This window comes from Veillonella atypica, assembly GCF_041431435.1.
GTDB lineage: Bacteria > Bacillota > Negativicutes > Veillonellales > Veillonellaceae > Veillonella > Veillonella atypica.
The window spans coordinates 53,047-69,582 of sequence record NZ_JAPVXV010000002.1 but is presented as its reverse complement, the minus strand read 5'-3'; the positions used below and the strand labels follow the sequence as shown (position 1 = coordinate 69,582).

Below are 16,536 nucleotides of genomic sequence, written 5' to 3'. Positions count from 1 at the left end.
AATCATTATGATTGTCCTTGGGATTTTAACTGTAGTTATTTCCTTTGGAGCATTGATAGTGCTGATTTGTCGTAATAACGACAAATAGCCCTTCGTTACCAACTGGTAGCTGAAAACGAAAGGCCATTTCTGCATGTTTTATAATGTTTTGGGATGAGCCTGACGGAACCACTCGTCGACTATCTCTTTATTACATTATAAAGAGGTTAACCTATATAGTCAATTCGAATAAGAGTGGTAAATTGACAGTCTCTAGAATTCAGACTATATTATAAGTACAAAAGAGCCAGTTAACGTGTTCTAGGCGTTAGGCTCATCAAAGAAACAAGAATTTGATAAACCTAACGTGTCTAAGTATTGCAGTACTTAGTCTTAAACGTTAGGTTTATTTTTTACCTAACTCACGTTAATGGCTCTTTCGTTATTAATATATAGCGGATTTTAAATATTGAAAAATACGAATTAATTTCGTACAACTTGTACAAGAATAAAAGGGAGGCTCCATCAAGAGTCTCCCTTTGTTAGTTATAAATAGACTAATATTTAGTAATAGATTTTTTGTTGCGGTCGTTCCTTAATTACAGTATGTTTCGTTCTTCAAAGACCGCTTTCACCGTAAACAGTGCGTTCAGCACGCGTGGAAATCCCGCATAGGGGATGCAGTGGGTACAGATCTCTACGATTTGCTCGGGCGCGATACCGACATTGAGTGCCGCATTGGTGTGTACTTTCAGCTGTGCCTCGCAACCGCCCAGCGTTAACAGGGATGCGAGCGTAATCAGTTCCCGTTCCTTGAAATCCAGGTTGGGGCGCGTGTAGATGTCGCCGAACAGCTCGACCAATAAATCGGCTATGGCCGGTGAAATCTCTTGAATTGTGTTATACACCTCCTCGCCGTGCAGCCCGTCAATTTGTTTCAATGTGTTCATACCGATGTTAAAACGTGTTTCTTTCATAATTATTACCTCCGTCTAGACGTATGATATATGCTCGAGTATACTTGAGGTCAAGGTGGTGAAAGTATGAAAATTGGTGAATTTTCAAAATTGGTGGGACTGTCTATTTCTACATTACAATATTATGAGGATCAAGGGTTCCTTCACATTGAGCGGCAGAACGGCATTCGCAATTATCATGCGGAGGATGTGGGGTTTGTGCAGTTTATTAAACGCCTGAAAGATATGGGAATGCCACTTGCGAATATCAAGCGGTATGCGGATTTAAGGTATGCCGGATCTCATACGGTCCATGAAAGAATGACTCTGTTGCAAGACCATTATCGGTTTATTGAGACCGAAATTAAACGATTGGAAGGCTATAAGAATAATCTAGAAGATAAGTTAGAGTTGTATGAACATCTTTTGAATCAAGATTACAAATAATTGACATACGTATAAATACGTATTAATATATATATAAATCAAAAATATAAAAGGACGGTGATTAAAGTTTGACCACACCAAAAGAGTTAATGAAGGTTTTAACAAAGGATGGTTGGTATATTGATAGAGTTAGAGGTTCACATCATATATTAAAACATCCAACAAAAAATGGGCGAGTGACTATAGCACTACATAAAGAAGATTTAAAACCTAAAACATTACAAACAATCTTGAAGCAAGCGGGGCTTAAATAGCCCCCTATCAAGATAAAATGGTGGAGTTAAGATAATCACAAGCTGAATGTCTAGATAGGAGGAAATAATGAGAAAGGAAATGTACCCAGCTGTATTTAGTACAGACGGTGAAAATGGATATACGGTAAGTTTTCCAGATTTATTAGGCTGCGTAACTGAAGGTGATACTTTATGTGAAGCGGTAGAGATGGCTGAAGATGCACTAGGTATTTATTTATATTCATTGAGTGAGGATGGCGAGGAATTTCCAAAAGCAAGTAATCCAATCGATATTAAATGTAATGAAGGGGAGTTTATAGATTTAGTAAAATGGGACGAAGAAGAGTATTTAAAAAGAACAGATAACAAGGCTGTAAAAAAGACTCTCACAATCCCAAGCTGGTTAAATCATAAAGCAGAAGAGAAACAACTTAATTTTTCACAAATTTTACAACGAGCTTTAAAGCAAGAACTAGAACTAATATAGTATAAATATTTATAGATGATGTGCTTAGATTAATTAAATCTAAATTTACGAGCGTTTCAAAGAAGGGATAAATGTATAATACTTTCATTATGTAGTGAAAAAGGAGATTTAAATGGCAAATTTACCTAACTGCCCTAAGTGCGGCGATGAGTACACATACGAAGATGGTCATATGTTTATCTGCCCTATGTGTGGCAATGAATGGACAGCGGCTGACGCACAAGCTGCAGCTGAAGCAGGTATCATTCGCGATGCTAACGGCAATGAACTAGCTGATGGCGATACCGTTGTTGTTGTAAAAGACCTCAAAGTAAAAGGCGCTGGCGTATTGAAACAAGGTACGCGTGTTAAAAACATTCGCCTCATTTCTGATGCGAGCGACGGACACGATATCGATTGTAAAATCGATGGTTTTGGTGCGATGGCATTGAAATCTGAAATGGTTAAGAAAATCTAATCATGGAATCCCTACTGATAGAACGTCGGTAGGGATTTTTTCGTGGTATAATCAAGGTATAATGTGTTACGTAAATTTGTATAATTTTGAGGAGCAATTATGATATCTCAGGAGGAATTAAAGGCGTGTACGTATAATTTATTAAAGGAACGAGGCGTTACCGTTCAGGACATTGCAGATATTGTGATGATGATTCAACAACCATATATTCCTGATTTGACGATGGATGAGTGCGTAGAGAGTGTACAGGCCGTACTTGAAAAACGAGAAACACAAAATGCCATCATTACGGGCATAGAATTGGATAGATTGGCGGAGCAGAAGAAATTATCTGAGCCATTACAAAGTATCATGACTCGTGATGAAGCGTTGTTTGGCATTGATGAAATCCTCGCTTTATCCATTGTGAATTTATACGGATCTATTGGATTTACGAACTATGGTTATATTGATAAGGTAAAACCGGGCATTGTTAAAAATCTAGATAGTCAAGTTGATAGTCACTGCAATACGTTTCTTGATGATTTAGTTGGTGCCGTGGCGGCCGCTGCAGCAGGTCGCATTGCCCATAATACGCCGAATCGGGTGCACCATGTCGTTGTGGAGGGATAGAACATGAACGTTTTAGTCGTAATTGATATGCAACATGATTTTGTGGATGGCTCTCTTGGTTCTCCAGAGGCTCAGGCCATCGTGGATACTGTACGTCAAAAAATTGCATCCTTTGATGGACCAGTTATTTTTACACGAGATACTCACGATACTAATTATCTTGAAAGCCAAGAAGGTCAGCATTTGCCAGTTGTGCATTGTGTGAAAGATACAATTGGTTGGCAAATTATGGAGAGCCTCATTACGGCCGCAGAAAAACGCAATACCATCCATCCGTACTTTATCATTGATAAACCTAATTTTGGATCCTCTGAATTGGTTACGCGCTTGCAAGGTATGAATGCAGCAGAGCCTATTGAAAGCATAACCTTAGTCGGTGTTTGCACAGATGTGTGCGTTGTGTCGAATGCCATATTGTTGAAAGCTGGCTTGCCAGAGGTTCCTATTCATGTAGATCCTAATTGCTGTGCAGGAGTTACTGAGGAAAGCCATGAAGCAGCATTATTAACTATGCGTCAATGTCAGATTGAAGTAGCTAATGATTTGTAATAGAGGTATAGATTGAAATATTAGTTAAATAGTGATATGCTATACACAATTACATAGCAGAGTATGCAAGGGAGCCTATGAGATAGGCTGAGAAAGGGCTGTTAGCACCTGACCTTTGACCTGATCGGGATCATGCCCGCGTAGGAAGCACGCAAAACCATTCAAGGGTATCGATCATATTATATCGATACCCTTTTTCTTGTGTACAAAGCTAAAAGGTTTTATTCAATAGGAGGACATATTATGTTTTACACTCAATTGGAAGCCGCACAAAAAGGCTTTGTTACGGATGCGATGAAAATTGTAGCAGAAAAGGAACGCATGGATGTAGAGCAATTGCGAGCGCTAGTTGCTTTAGGACAAGTTGTTATTCCCTGTAATAAGAATCATACTTGTATCGATCCAGAGGGCATCGGTAAAGCATTGCGCACGAAAATAAATGTGAATCTTGGCACATCCAGAGACGTTACCGATTATGATAGTGAAATAGAAAAGGTAAATTGGGCGATTCAACTTGGTGCTGAATCGATTATGGATTTATCTACTCATGGTGATACACGTATTTTTAGACGAAAATTAACTAGCGAATGTAAAGCCATGATTGGTACTGTACCAGTATATGACAGCGTTATACATCATCAACGGGATTTGGCAGAACTTACTGCTGAGGATTTCTTAGATACTATCCGTCTCCATGCAGAGGATGGGGTGGACTTTGTAACCTTACATTGTGGTATTACGCGTCAAACTATTGAGCAAATTAAAAAGCATAAACGTAGACTCAACATCGTTAGCCGTGGTGGTAGTCTTATCTTTGCATGGATGAGCATGACGGGTAAGGAAAACCCATTCTATGAACATTTTGATGATATTTTAGATATTTGCCGTGAGTATGATGTAACTATTTCTTTGGGTGATGCTTGTCGACCAGGCTGTTTAGCAGATGCTACGGATGTATGTCAAATTGAAGAACTGGTACGACTTGGTGAATTGACTAAACGCGCTCGAGCTAAAGGTGTGCAAGTGATTATTGAAGGCCCAGGTCATGTGCCACTTAACCAAATTCAAGCGAATATGGAAATTGAGGAAACGCTATGTGGCGGAGCTCCGTTTTATGTGTTAGGCCCATTGGTGACAGATATTGCACCTGGCTATGATCATATAACAGCTGCCATTGGTGGTGCTGTGGCGGGCATGCATGGGGCGTCCTTTCTTTGTTATGTAACGCCGGCAGAGCATTTGGCATTGCCTAATGCAGACGATGTGAAAGAAGGTATTATGGCTTTCAAAATAGCAGCCCATGCAGCGGATATAGCACGTGGCATACCAGGTGCCCGTGATAAGGATGATGCGATGGCTGATGCTAGACGCGTACTAGATTGGGAGGCGCAATATGCGTGTGCACTTGATCCTCAACGTGCTCGCAATATTCGTGAAAGCCGAGCTCCAGAGGAGGGGCATAGTGAAACTTGTAGTATGTGTGGTAAATTCTGTGCTGTTCGTAGCATGAATAAGGCTTTGAATAGCGAATATATTGATATTCTGTAATAAATGTTGGTCATATATTGACGTTTATCTATATAGATAGTACAATATGCAAAGAATGATAATTCATATCAATGAAATACCGATGCAGGTGCATCGAATCGCTTTCACAAGAACGATACTAGTTAAGATATCGTTCGTGCCCTAATTAAAAGGAGGACTATTATGAAACCTTTCGAACTCGCACCATTACCATATGCTTATGATTATCTAGAACCTGTTATCGATGCAGAGACGATGAAACTGCATCATGATAAGCATCACCAAGCGTATGTTAATAATTTGAATGCAGCCATCGCTAAATACCCGGATCTTGCCTATGGTTGCGTAGATTGTATTCTCGGCGATATTGCCAATGTGCCAGAGGATATCCGTCAAGCGGTTATCAACAATGGTGGGGGTCATAAAAACCACACCATGTTTTGGGATATCATGACAAAACCTGATACATCTAAATTGCAAGGCCCTTTGAAGGATGCTATCGATGCTGATTTAGGCGGATATGATGCTTTTGTTGAAAGCTTCTCCCAAGCGGCGGCAACACGATTTGGCTCTGGCTGGGCTTGGCTAGTGGTCAACAAGGATGGCAAACTAGAAGTAACCTCTACGGCTAATCAAGATAATCCTCTTTTGGAAGGTAAAACTGCCATTCTTTGTTTAGATGTATGGGAACATGCATATTACTTGCATTACCAAAATCGTCGCCCAGATTATATTAAGGAATTCTTCCGTGTTATCAACTGGGATGCAGTCGCTGAAAACTACGAAAAAGCATTGCAACCTCATCATCAATAAGATGATTGTTAACGAATAGATGATACATCTATGTCCAATTTATGGATTGATTTGTCATCTATTCGTTATTTTTTTGAATAACTTTCAAAAGTATAGCCATGGATACAGATTTTCTAATCGATATCGTTTATCATAGAATTATAGGTTATTAAAGATGACCTTTCGGAATGTAAATTACCTCATATACGAAAACGTATAGAGGCTACTAACATAAGCAATAAACAATATTTTTGACACGAGGGGATCAAAATGGAAAAGAAATTAGATTTATCAAAATCCGTATATGATTTGGTACAAGAATATCCAGAGGTTATAGATATTATGAAAGGATTGGGCTTCACAGAAATTACCAATAAGGTGATGCTCCATTCCGTTGGCAAAATTATGACTATCCCTAAAGGGGCTAAGATGAAGGGCATCTCTATGATGGATATTGTAGGGGCCTTTATGAAAGCTGGTTTTACATTAGAAGGTGATATGCCCAACCTACACGGTGATGATGTAGCATCTGCTAAGGATGTTCCTGTTGAGGCACCAGCCACTCAAGATGAGGAACCTAAGGCTAGTGAAAATACAGAAGCTAACGCAGAGGATACTGTACCCGATAGCGAACGGGTAGAGCAATTAAAAGGCTTCTTAAAACGCTTAGGTACAGGGGAAGCCCTTGGCGATGTGCGCAAAGATTTTGCCAGCCAATTTAAACATGTAGAAGCCAGTGAAATCATGAAAGCTGAACAAGGCCTTATGCGCGAAGGTACACCTCTAGAAGAGGTACAACAATTATGCGACCTTCATTCCGCTTTGTTCCACGGTTCTACCATTCATGAACAAATGGAAGAAGAGCATGCGAAGGTTGAGGCTGCTTTAGAAGCTCAAGATAAGAAACAAACGGTAACAACGCTTGTAGAAACGATAGGCCATCCGCTCAACCAAATGACGGAAGAAAATAAGGCGCTTAATGATTTGATTGAAGAGCTTCGTCCTAAAGTGGCCGATAAAACGGCAACCGTTGATGATGTAAATAGAGTGCGTCAATTATCCGTTCACTATGCTAAAAAAGGCGATTTGTTATATCCAAAATTAAAGGTGGATTATGCTATCGGTGGCCCATCCATGGTTATGTGGACTGTTGATGGCGATATTCGAGACCAATTGGGTGATTTGGCAAAATCTAGTCAAAGTGTAGATGATTGGTATAGACGTTTTGATGAGCTTCTTACACGTGCTCAAGAAATGATCTACAAAGAACAAAATATCTTGTTCCCTATCTGTGCGGAAAACTTTACAACTCAAGATTGGTACCAAATCTATAAGGATACTGCACAATATGAGGAAATCTTTGGTGTAAAACGCATTGCTTGGCCAGAGGCTGATGCGGCATTAGCTACACAAACTAGAAAATCAAGTGGTGATGACAATACCATCGGTTTAATTGGTGGTACGTTAACTGTAGATCAACTCGATGCTATGCTTAACACAATGCCTATGGAAGTAACTTTCGTTGACCATGAAGACATTAACCGTTATTTTAACGACGGCGAAAAGGTCTTTAAACGCCCTACTACGGCAATCGGTCGCGATGTATTCTCCTGTCATCCACCTAAGGTAGAACCTATCGTGCGCGGTATCATCGATTCCTTCCGTAAAGGGGATCGCGATAATGTGGCCGTATGGCTTGAAAAACAAGGCCGTCCATTCTATGTAAACTACATGGCGGTTCGCGACAAAAATAAGAAATACCTTGGCACATTGGAACTCGTACAAGATATGCAATTTGCAAAGGACCATTTCGCAAGATCTAAATAAGAAATCCTATATACGAAAATATGACAAAAGGCTGCTCTAGAACTGATGCTAGAGCAGCCTCTTTATACGTAGGACTAAGAACGGATATGGTCGATGATGCTGTGCGTAGCTGTTTTGATATTAGCTAGGCTCGTGGCTAAGTTAACTCGTACAAAGGTGGCGTAGTTTTTACCGCCAAACCATTCGCCAAAGCTTGGCGCGATACGGCATTGATGTTCGAATAGGTCGTGCATATCTTCAGGTTTTACATAGGCACCGAAATCTATCCACGCCAAATAGGTGCCGTCCATAGGGCTGATGCGAAGCTTTGGTAGGGCTGAGAGTAGTTCATCGCATAGATATTCGTAGTTTTCGCGGATGACAGCGCATACATCGTCTAGCCACGCCTCTGCCTCTGGATGGGTATAGGCCGCAGTGATAGCCGTTTCTGCGATGACATCTGCATCCGTGTGGTACACTTGCGCCTTATAGGCGTTATATTGAGTGCGTAATGTCTCGTTGGGAATCATCACTTCCGCCTGATGTAAGCTGGCCATGTTAAACGATTTTGACACAGATGACATGGTTATCATATGGTCTGCATAATGACCGTTGGATACGGATAGTGCGGGCGTAAATGGTGTGGAACCGGTAATAAGGTCTTGATGGATTTCGTCGCTTATGATGAGCACATTGTGACGCTGACAAATGCTAAATAATCGGTCCATTTCTTCTTCGGTCCACACGTGTCCCACAGGATTATGGGGATTGCAGTGGATGAAAACCTTCACATCGTTTTGACTAATGGCGGACTCGAATGCATCGTAATCAACAGTATATCCATTGGTCGTCGTGCGATGTAATGGCACTGCAACGATGTGTCTGTTTGCATCATTGGCACGGGCATCGAAGGCTCCGTACACGGGCGTAAGGACTGTAATGGCATCGTTTGGTTTGGTGAAAGCCCCAATACACCACATGATACCGGTAATAACATTGGGGGCGCTAGTGATCCAGTCTTGTTCAATAGTGCAGTTGTGACGGCGTTTGTGCCAATGTATGACAGCTTCTATATAATTTGGATTTGTCATGGTATAACCTAGAGGATTGTTTGTTACATAGTTACAAATGGCCTCTTGTATGCATGGTGGTGTTATAAAGTCCATATCTGCCACCCAGAGTGGTAGTAGGTCGGTGCGACTAAATTTTAAATATTCGCCGTCCCATTTGCGGGAATGAGAACCGCGGCGGTCTATGTAGTATGTTTCAGTAAATTCTGTAGTGTTCATAGGAATACCTCATTTATGTTGCCTTATGTATGTATTATAGCAATAAATGTATATAAAATAAGCATATTGTAGCTCAGCTTCTTGACGGAGCTCGCTTTCACAATTTAAAATGTACTATAGAATAGTGTGTGTCTCACCAGTGACCACACGTCTATCGAATGGTTACAAAAGATAAATGTTAGCAGCATGTGGCGGCGTCCCTATGTGAGAGGGCTCATCGGACAGCTTAGGTGCATGCAACGCTGTATAAGTATAGTACTGGATCCTTGTTAGGAGGCATGTGCCATGAGTAACGAATTAAAACCACTTCATTTTGATGCGGATTATACGATGGAGGAGGCGCTCGCTGAGGCGAAACGCTGTCTAAACTGTCCAAAACCTTTGTGCCGTATGGGTTGTCCTATTGAAAACGAAATTCCTCGTTTTATCCAAGCCATCGCGCACGGTAACTTTGGTTTAGCCAATGATATCTTGGCGGAACGTACAAACTTGCCAGCTATTTGTGGTCGCGTGTGCCCTCGTGAAAATCAATGCGAAGGTAACTGCATCATGAATAAGGCTAAGAAACCGCCTATCAACATCGGCAAATTAGAACGTTTTGCTGCTGATTTTGAAAGCATCAATGAATTGCGCAAACCTAAGAAAATTAAACAAGATCTTGGCAAAGTGGCCGTTGTTGGTTCTGGCCCTGCGGGCTTATCCGTTGCAGGTGACGTAGCGAAACTAGGTTATGATGTAACCGTATTTGAAGGTCAATCCGAACCAGGTGGCGTATTATTATTCGGTATTCCAGAATTCCGTTTGTCCAAATCCGTTGTACGCCGTGAAATCGCTCGTCTTGAAGGTTTAGGCGTTAAATTCGTATGTAATACATTTATCGGTCAAGACAAATCCCTAGATGATTTATTCGCCGAAGGATTTGATACTATCTTCATCGGTACTGGTACGCATATTCCTCAAGAAGTTCGCATGGAAAACGATCAAATTACAGGCGTATTCCAAGCGATGTACTTGTTAACAAATGTACAACTTGTAGAAAATGGTGAGCTTGAAGAAAAAGCGATTCCTGTGAAAAAAGGAGACCGCGTTGTTATCATCGGCGGCGGTAACGTAGCGATGGATGCGGCTCGTACATGTGTACGTTTAGGCTGTGAATCCGTCACTGTAGCCTATCGCCGTAGCCAAGAACAAATGCCTGCATTATTATCCGAATACGAAGAAGCTCGTGCCGAAGGAGTTCAATTCCAATGGTTCGCTTCTCCAGTTGGTGTAGAAGGTACAGACAAGGTAGAAGGCTTTAAATACGAAGTGATGGCCCTTAATGAAGATGGTGCTGGTATCCATGGTACAGGTAAATACCAAGTTATGCCTGTAGATAAAATCATCATCGCTGCTGGTCATAAACCTAATGCACGCCTCGTTGGTGAAGGCAATAACCTCCGTGTTGATGAAAAAGGTTATATTCTTACATCCGAAGAACCATACGGCATGACGAGCCGTGAAGGTGTATTCGCCGGTGGTGACGTAGTACATAAACCAGCCACTGTAGTACTCGCTATGCGCGAAGCTAAAAAAGCCGTTGATGGCATGGTTAAATACATGGAAATCAAACGTGCTATGGCTATTGCAGAAGAGAATAAATAAGATTTTTATGTACAAGAATATACATGTATGTATGTTTAAGCATAATTTTATAACATAATATGAATAAAAATCCCTTGCGATATGAATGTATCGCAAGGGATTTTCTATTATATGTCATCACAATTCAAGTTGCTATGGCCCCTCTTAATTGGTTGCCGTATTGTGGAGGCAAAGAGTTGTTATTAAGGATAGTATAGAAAGTGAGGTTTCTATGACGTATGATATCGTATGTAGTGAAACACAGTCAGAAAAGGCTATCCAACACTTAGGCGTTCTCATTCTCTTATGGCGCCGCCACTATCATATAACTCAACAAGAGTTAGCTAAGCGAACGGGATTGTTACAGTCCTATATTAGCGGGCTGGAAAAGGGGAATATAGACCCTCGTATATCTACGCTGTGTAGGATAGTCAATGGCTTTGATAATATGCCCTTAGATACATTTTTTGGAGGCCCTGACTTAGGCTTTATCGACTTTCACGGCATAGAACATCGACATATAGAATTTCATTAAAATCCTAAATCCACGTTGATGATAATAACCTCCATGGTTTGCATGTTGCGCATTTTCTTGTAATAAATCGTTAAGGCATTACAAATCCTGTCAGGCGAACCACAGTCGTAGCATTTTTCTTCTAGCTTGGCACAAGGATTGAGGGAACTTTTTTTATTTTTTTTGCTGTTCAGTGGTGCCGCCACATTGCGCGCCCGGTAGATGGCAGAGGCCAAGTCAGGCGTAATTTTGTTACGTCCTAGTACGAAAAAGACCTCTTGTGATCCGAATAGAGAGGCCGCTACACGGTTGCCAGTACCATCGATGTTGACCATTTCACCCGTTTGCGCTAAGGCGTTAACAGAGGTTAAAAATACATCGCGCCCCATGGTGCGTAGCGCTGTATCGCGGAAACTTTCACCAGGAAGAGGTCGCTGAATATCTGTTATGTCATCGTTGACCTGGGACAAAGCATCATGAACCTTGAGTTCCAATAAGGTGCGTGAATCACCGATAGCCACTCGTTTATGTTGAATGCGAGACTGTAAATAGGCCACTGCGTCAGCGCCTGTTTCAAAATAATGGACCACGAAGTTGTTGCGTTCTAAGGCTTTGATGGTTTTCTCTATATCGATGGGGGCATCGTTGATTTGAGGATTGATAACTGCATTGATTGTTGTGTCTGTGTTGGCCATGAGTCCTCCCATATTACATATAAACTAGTGAGGTAAACAGTATTTTCGAAGTAATGTAAGGTAAAGATTATTTTCTAAGTAATACAGTATTTCTATTACTAGTATTGTACTGTTTTATGTGGTGGTTATTCAACATAAGGAGACTCTGTTTTTAGGTAAAAGAATGATACTGATAGTATAGAATGTTCTTTGTATAAAACATTGGAATAGAATCCATATTTGAACACTAAATAGTAAAACTTTGGAATGAAATCCAATTTTATGATAAAATTAATATAAAGTTGGAATGGAATCCAGAGTTATTAGGTAGTCGATATGATATTTGACAATACTAATAAGAGGGTTCCATCTATGAGAACGTACATAGATGAGGAGGCCCTTATGAAATTAATTCAGCGCCAAGGATATCTAGATTTTTTACGACGTAATCGGAATCGGCCTATTGTTAAGGTTGTCTCTGGGATACGTCGTTGTGGGAAATCTACGTTATTTAGGCTATTTAAGGATGAGCTGTTATCGGAAGGCGTTAAACCTGAACAGATAATATCCATTAATTTTGAAGAACTAGAATATGAGCATTTACGAGATTATCATGCGCTGTATCAATATATTTTAGAGCGTATGCAGCCTGATGAAATGAATTATATTTTCCTTGATGAAATTCAGCACGTTGATCAGTTTCATCGCGTCGTAGATAGCTTGTTTGTAAAAGAAAATACAGATTTATATATTACGGGATCCAATGCATACTTTATGTCATCCGATATCGCTACGCTACTAACTGGACGATATGTGGAAATTCAGATGTTACCACTGTCCTTTAGTGAGTTTTACCATAGCAAATACGATGGTAATCAGTACTCTTTAATTCCTGCCTATGAGTCCTATCTTCGTGAAAGCTCATTCCCTTATACGCAACAATTAGGGGGCGAAGATTTTGATATACAAGAATATCTACGAGGCCTATACAATACCTTATTATTACATGATGTTGTGGCTCGATTGAAGATTAGTGATGTTACAATCTTACAAGATATTGTGAGATATATTATGTCTAACATAGGTAGTTTGCTTTCACCTAATAAGATTGCAAATTCGCTCGTTAGCGCCGGTAGAAAAATAGATAATAAAACGGTAGAACGATATTTACAAGGCTTGCAAGATAGCTTGTTGCTATATAAGGTTAATCGTTATGATGTGCGCGGTAAAGAATTATTGCGTATAAATGCAAAGTACTACTGTGTGGATGCAACATTACGTAATCTATTAGTTGGCAACGCGAGTCGTGATACAGGACATATTTTAGAGAATATCGTTTTTCTTGAACTCATTCGTCGTGGATATACTGTATATGTAGGCCAATTAGCTAAGGGTGAAATTGACTTTGTTGCACAAAAAGCGGGTGTTACAGAATACTATCAGGTAAGCGAAACTGTGTTAGATCCTAATACGCTAAATCGTGAGCTCGCACCTCTTAAGGCTGTACAAGACCAATATCCAAAGTTTTTACTTACATTGGATGAATTAAATAAAAATGCAAATTATGACGGAATTCAACAACGAAATGTTTTAGAATGGTTGTTAGAGAGCTATTAAATTGCTATAATAATAGTATTGATATGGCATAAGCCAATGTTAAGGAGGCAAAAATCGTGGATTTAATTCAAAAATTAAAAGACCAAGTAAAACCATTAGGTAAAAAAATCGTGTTGCCAGAATACAAAGATGAACGCGTATTGAAAGCAACTGAAATCATTTTGAAAGAAGGTTTCGTAACACCTGTATTAGTAGGTAACCCAGCTGAAATCGCAGAAGCTGCTAAAGCTGTTGGCGTATCCGTAGAAGGTGCTGAAATCATCGATCCAGCTAACTACGATCGTTACCAAGAAATGGTTGATACATTCGTAGAATTGCGCGCTAAAAAAGGTATGACTCCTGAAAAAGCTGACGCAACTATGAAAGGTGACTGCTTATTCTTCGGTGCTATGCTTGTTCGTCTTGGCGCAGTAGATGGCATGGTTGCTGGTTCCGGTTGCCCAACTGCAAACGTATTGCGTGCTGCATTACAAGTTGTAGGTACTAAACCAGGTCTTAAAACTGTATCTTCTTCCATGTTCATGTTCACAAGCAAAAAAGAATATGGCGACGACGGTATGCTCGTATTCTCCGACTGCGGCGTATTGCCTAACCCAACTAGCGAACAATTGGCTGATATCGCAGAATCCACTGTAGAAAAAGCTCGCAAAGTTGTTGGCATGGCTGATCCTCGCGTATCCATGTTATCCTTCTCCACAAAAGGTTCCGCTTCTACTCCAGAAGTAGACAAAGTGGTTGAAGCTGTTAACATCTTGAAAGAACGCAACGTTGACTTCAAATTCGATGGCGAATTACAATTGGACGCTTCCATCGTTCCTTCCGTAGCAGAAAAGAAAGCTCCTGGTTCCAACGTAGCTGGTAAAGCTAACATCTTGATTTTCCCTGATCTTCAAGCTGCTAACATTGGTTACAAATTGGTACAACGCTTCTCCGGTGCTGACGCTCTTGGCCCATTGATTCAAGGTTTGGCTAAACCAGTTCATGACCTTTCCCGTGGCTGCTCCGCTCAAGACGTTGTAGACGTTGCTGCTATCGCTGCTGTTGAAAGCATCTAATAGTTACTCATACAATTATATATAAACATATGTCATATATGATTTGATATGCTGAAAGCTGGCTCTATGAGCCAGCTTTTTGTGTTTCAATTCTGGTTAGTATATAATAAAATTAACAATATATTTTGTGTATAGTAATCATCATACTTGTGAAAGTATAGAAGGAGAGAATTATGATTTCTGTATTCGACACAAATCCTGTTACATTTGAAGATAAAGGTCGTATATTAACTATTAGTTACAATGGTGTACTTTGCAAAGATGCAAATGGAAAGGTTATAACTGACATTGATTTTGAAGATGTAAATGAGCTATATCTTACAAGATATCTAAATTCAAATAGTAACTATACGATTATGTTTAGAGACCATAATTGGAAAAATATAAAAGGCCAAGATTTAGATACGGACCGTACAGAATCTAATGCTGGTCACAATATCCGCGAAACAAAAGCAATCATTGCTGCCTTTACTCGCCATAAATTGACAGCGGAATTCCCTGCAAATTTAGATACCCTTCAATTGCCACTTGATTACTCCTACATGGGGAAACGAGAAATCACCATTAAAAATGGTGTTATCTCAAATGGTAAGATTGATATCCCTATTAATGAAATTCGCCGCGTAATATGTGCATCTAATGGTACAATTAGTAAATTGTTAGTCTATAAAGAAGAAAAACCTAGTTCCTTCTTCAAAAAGATTTTCGACAAATGTGATATGAAAATCACCTTGAATGCCATTACGTTGCCATTATTAGAAGCTATCGTAACACGTAACACAGGTCATGGTATCGACTTCAGTCGTGGTAACTGGTTTGATCAAAAGGATTCTAACTATATCATCATTCGCTACCTTGACTCTGGATTCTTCCTTGAAAAAGACGGTACAGCACCTACAGAATGGCAGAAAACAGCTGCTGAAACAACCGCTAAATTTAACTATGATGTGAAAACATTATTGGGATAACATCTGATAAAATCCGCTAACATAGAAACTTTTGTTCAGGAACTATGTAGCGTAAAAGACTGTATTACTAATATAGTAAATATGAAATAAGATACCGAAAGAACCGCTAGTTTTTACTAGCGGTTCTTTCGTGTATAGAGAATCAGTGTTGAATACTAATTGAAAAAAATTCAAAAAGCTTTGTACCCTAAAAAATGATACTATAAAATGATTGCAATACGATAAATTTGTGATATGATTTGAATAATGTAAAATACACAGAACAGGAGGATTACAATGGCAGAGCAACTCGTAAATGTTCATGACTTAGTGGGCAGATGTCCCTTTGCAACGAGTCAAAAGTTATTAGCCGGTAAATGGTCTTTATTGATCATGCACGAATTAGCCGAAGGTCCTGTGCGTTTCCGTGAATTAGAGCGCCGCTTATACCCAATTACACAAGCAACACTTACTAGAGCGTTGCGTCAAATGGAGGATGATGGCCTTGTACATCGCGAAGTATACGGTACTATTCCACCAAAGGTTGAATATAGCCTTACCGAAGTGGGGGCAGGGTTTAAGACTGTTTTAGCATCCCTTGAAAACTGGGGTAACCAATATATCGACTATATGAAAGCCGCTGGCCGCATATAAGAAATGCCAGCGGCATTTCTTATCCCTGTTTTCCTAAAATCAATTTGTATTCTTTATTATACCTAAATTCGGATAGAGTTTTATGTAGACGAACCTACTCCCTAAAAATCGACTTTTGTCGCTAAACAAAATTCGTATTCTTTATTATACCTAAATATCTCTAATGTACTGGGTGTAGGAAGGCCCTGTTTTCAAAAAACGACTTTGGCCCTGTCCCGTAGGGACAGACCTGGCCGGTGGAGGCTTTTTGGAAATAGGGCCTTCCTTTACACAAACGTATATAGAAAAATATGGTATAATAAAGAATACGAATGATAT

General features: G+C 39.9%; 18 protein-coding genes and 1 riboswitch. Of the genes, 15 read left to right on the top strand and 3 right to left on the bottom strand.

Translation table 11 applies throughout. From position 1 onward, the window contains the following. Nucleotides 1–578 precede the first annotated feature (578 nt). Nucleotides 579–956, bottom strand: a complete 378-nt coding sequence (locus O3598_RS03010; protein WP_172733463.1) for a carboxymuconolactone decarboxylase family protein — start codon at nucleotides 954–956, stop codon at nucleotides 579–581. Nucleotides 957–1,022: 66 nt separating this feature from the next. On the opposite strand from O3598_RS03010, the gene O3598_RS03005 reads away from it, so the two are divergent. The 9 genes from O3598_RS03005 to O3598_RS02965 all read left to right on the top strand — a co-directional run bounded on the left by O3598_RS03005 (nucleotide 1,023) and on the right by O3598_RS02965 (nucleotide 7,866). Beyond that, entirely contained in the window at nucleotides 1,023–1,382 is a 360-nt protein-coding gene (locus tag O3598_RS03005; protein WP_371451709.1) for a MerR family transcriptional regulator, read from the top strand. Between the two features lie 89 nt (nucleotides 1,383–1,471). After that, complete coding sequence (locus O3598_RS03000; RefSeq protein ID WP_005384611.1) at nucleotides 1,472–1,636, top strand: type II toxin-antitoxin system HicA family toxin; 165 nt, start codon at nucleotides 1,472–1,474, stop codon at nucleotides 1,634–1,636. A 67-nt stretch (nucleotides 1,637–1,703) separates the two neighbouring features. Further along, a complete protein-coding gene (locus O3598_RS02995; protein WP_119982542.1) occupies nucleotides 1,704–2,102 on the top strand; it encodes a type II toxin-antitoxin system HicB family antitoxin in 399 nt (132 codons plus the stop codon). Between the two features lie 112 nt (nucleotides 2,103–2,214). After that, entirely contained in the window at nucleotides 2,215–2,559 is a 345-nt protein-coding gene (locus tag O3598_RS02990; protein WP_005378010.1) for a zinc ribbon domain-containing protein YjdM, read from the top strand. A 99-nt stretch (nucleotides 2,560–2,658) separates the two neighbouring features. After that, complete coding sequence (locus O3598_RS02985; protein WP_005378081.1) at nucleotides 2,659–3,171, top strand: phosphatidylglycerophosphatase A family protein; 513 nt, start codon at nucleotides 2,659–2,661, stop codon at nucleotides 3,169–3,171. A 3-nt stretch (nucleotides 3,172–3,174) separates the two neighbouring features. Next, nucleotides 3,175–3,720, top strand: a complete 546-nt coding sequence (locus O3598_RS02980) for a cysteine hydrolase family protein (RefSeq protein ID WP_371451707.1) — start codon at nucleotides 3,175–3,177, stop codon at nucleotides 3,718–3,720. Nucleotides 3,721–3,777: 57 nt separating this feature from the next. Further along, nucleotides 3,778–3,884, top strand: a riboswitch (TPP riboswitch). Nucleotides 3,885–3,963: 79 nt separating this feature from the next. Then, a complete protein-coding gene (gene thiC, locus O3598_RS02975; RefSeq protein ID WP_005378177.1) occupies nucleotides 3,964–5,268 on the top strand; it encodes a phosphomethylpyrimidine synthase ThiC in 1,305 nt (434 codons plus the stop codon). 162 nt (nucleotides 5,269–5,430) lie between these two features. Beyond that, entirely contained in the window at nucleotides 5,431–6,060 is a 630-nt protein-coding gene (locus O3598_RS02970; RefSeq protein ID WP_005378042.1) for a superoxide dismutase, read from the top strand. Nucleotides 6,061–6,309: 249 nt separating this feature from the next. Next, the gene (locus O3598_RS02965; protein WP_005381244.1) at nucleotides 6,310–7,866 is read left to right on the top strand and encodes a DUF438 domain-containing protein; all 1,557 of its coding nucleotides are present in this window, start codon (nucleotides 6,310–6,312) and stop codon (nucleotides 7,864–7,866) included. A 74-nt stretch (nucleotides 7,867–7,940) separates the two neighbouring features. Here the strand turns inward: O3598_RS02965 and O3598_RS02960 are convergent, their stop codons facing one another. Further along, complete coding sequence (locus O3598_RS02960) at nucleotides 7,941–9,134, bottom strand: MalY/PatB family protein (protein WP_038124216.1); 1,194 nt, start codon at nucleotides 9,132–9,134, stop codon at nucleotides 7,941–7,943. A gap of 285 nt (nucleotides 9,135–9,419) precedes the next feature. On the opposite strand from O3598_RS02960, the gene O3598_RS02955 reads away from it, so the two are divergent. Then, nucleotides 9,420–10,778, top strand: a complete 1,359-nt coding sequence (locus O3598_RS02955; RefSeq protein WP_005378163.1) for an NAD(P)-dependent oxidoreductase — start codon at nucleotides 9,420–9,422, stop codon at nucleotides 10,776–10,778. Between the two features lie 211 nt (nucleotides 10,779–10,989). Beyond that, nucleotides 10,990–11,292 (top strand): helix-turn-helix domain-containing protein, encoded by a 303-nt coding sequence (locus O3598_RS02950; RefSeq protein WP_005381161.1) that lies wholly within the window; start codon nucleotides 10,990–10,992, stop codon nucleotides 11,290–11,292. Here O3598_RS02950 and O3598_RS02945 read toward each other — a convergent pair. Beyond that, complete coding sequence (locus O3598_RS02945) at nucleotides 11,289–11,966, bottom strand: lactate utilization protein (protein WP_287532594.1); 678 nt, start codon at nucleotides 11,964–11,966, stop codon at nucleotides 11,289–11,291. The genes O3598_RS02950 and O3598_RS02945 overlap by 4 nt on opposite strands. 381 nt (nucleotides 11,967–12,347) lie before the next feature. Between O3598_RS02945 and O3598_RS02940 the strand changes: the two genes are divergently transcribed. The 4 genes from O3598_RS02940 to O3598_RS02925 all read left to right on the top strand — a co-directional run bounded on the left by O3598_RS02940 (nucleotide 12,348) and on the right by O3598_RS02925 (nucleotide 16,218). Continuing rightward, entirely contained in the window at nucleotides 12,348–13,562 is a 1,215-nt protein-coding gene (locus O3598_RS02940; RefSeq protein WP_038124207.1) for an ATP-binding protein, read from the top strand. A gap of 56 nt (nucleotides 13,563–13,618) precedes the next feature. After that, on the top strand, nucleotides 13,619–14,617 hold the full coding sequence (pta, locus tag O3598_RS02935) for a phosphate acetyltransferase (RefSeq protein ID WP_005378201.1): 999 nt from the start codon (nucleotides 13,619–13,621) through the stop codon (nucleotides 14,615–14,617). Nucleotides 14,618–14,790: 173 nt separating this feature from the next. Beyond that, a complete protein-coding gene (locus O3598_RS02930) occupies nucleotides 14,791–15,585 on the top strand; it encodes a hypothetical protein (protein WP_295211259.1) in 795 nt (264 codons plus the stop codon). Nucleotides 15,586–15,861: 276 nt separating this feature from the next. Continuing rightward, on the top strand, nucleotides 15,862–16,218 hold the full coding sequence (locus tag O3598_RS02925) for a winged helix-turn-helix transcriptional regulator (protein ID WP_287543036.1): 357 nt from the start codon (nucleotides 15,862–15,864) through the stop codon (nucleotides 16,216–16,218). The last annotated feature ends 318 nt before the right edge of the window (nucleotides 16,219–16,536 follow it).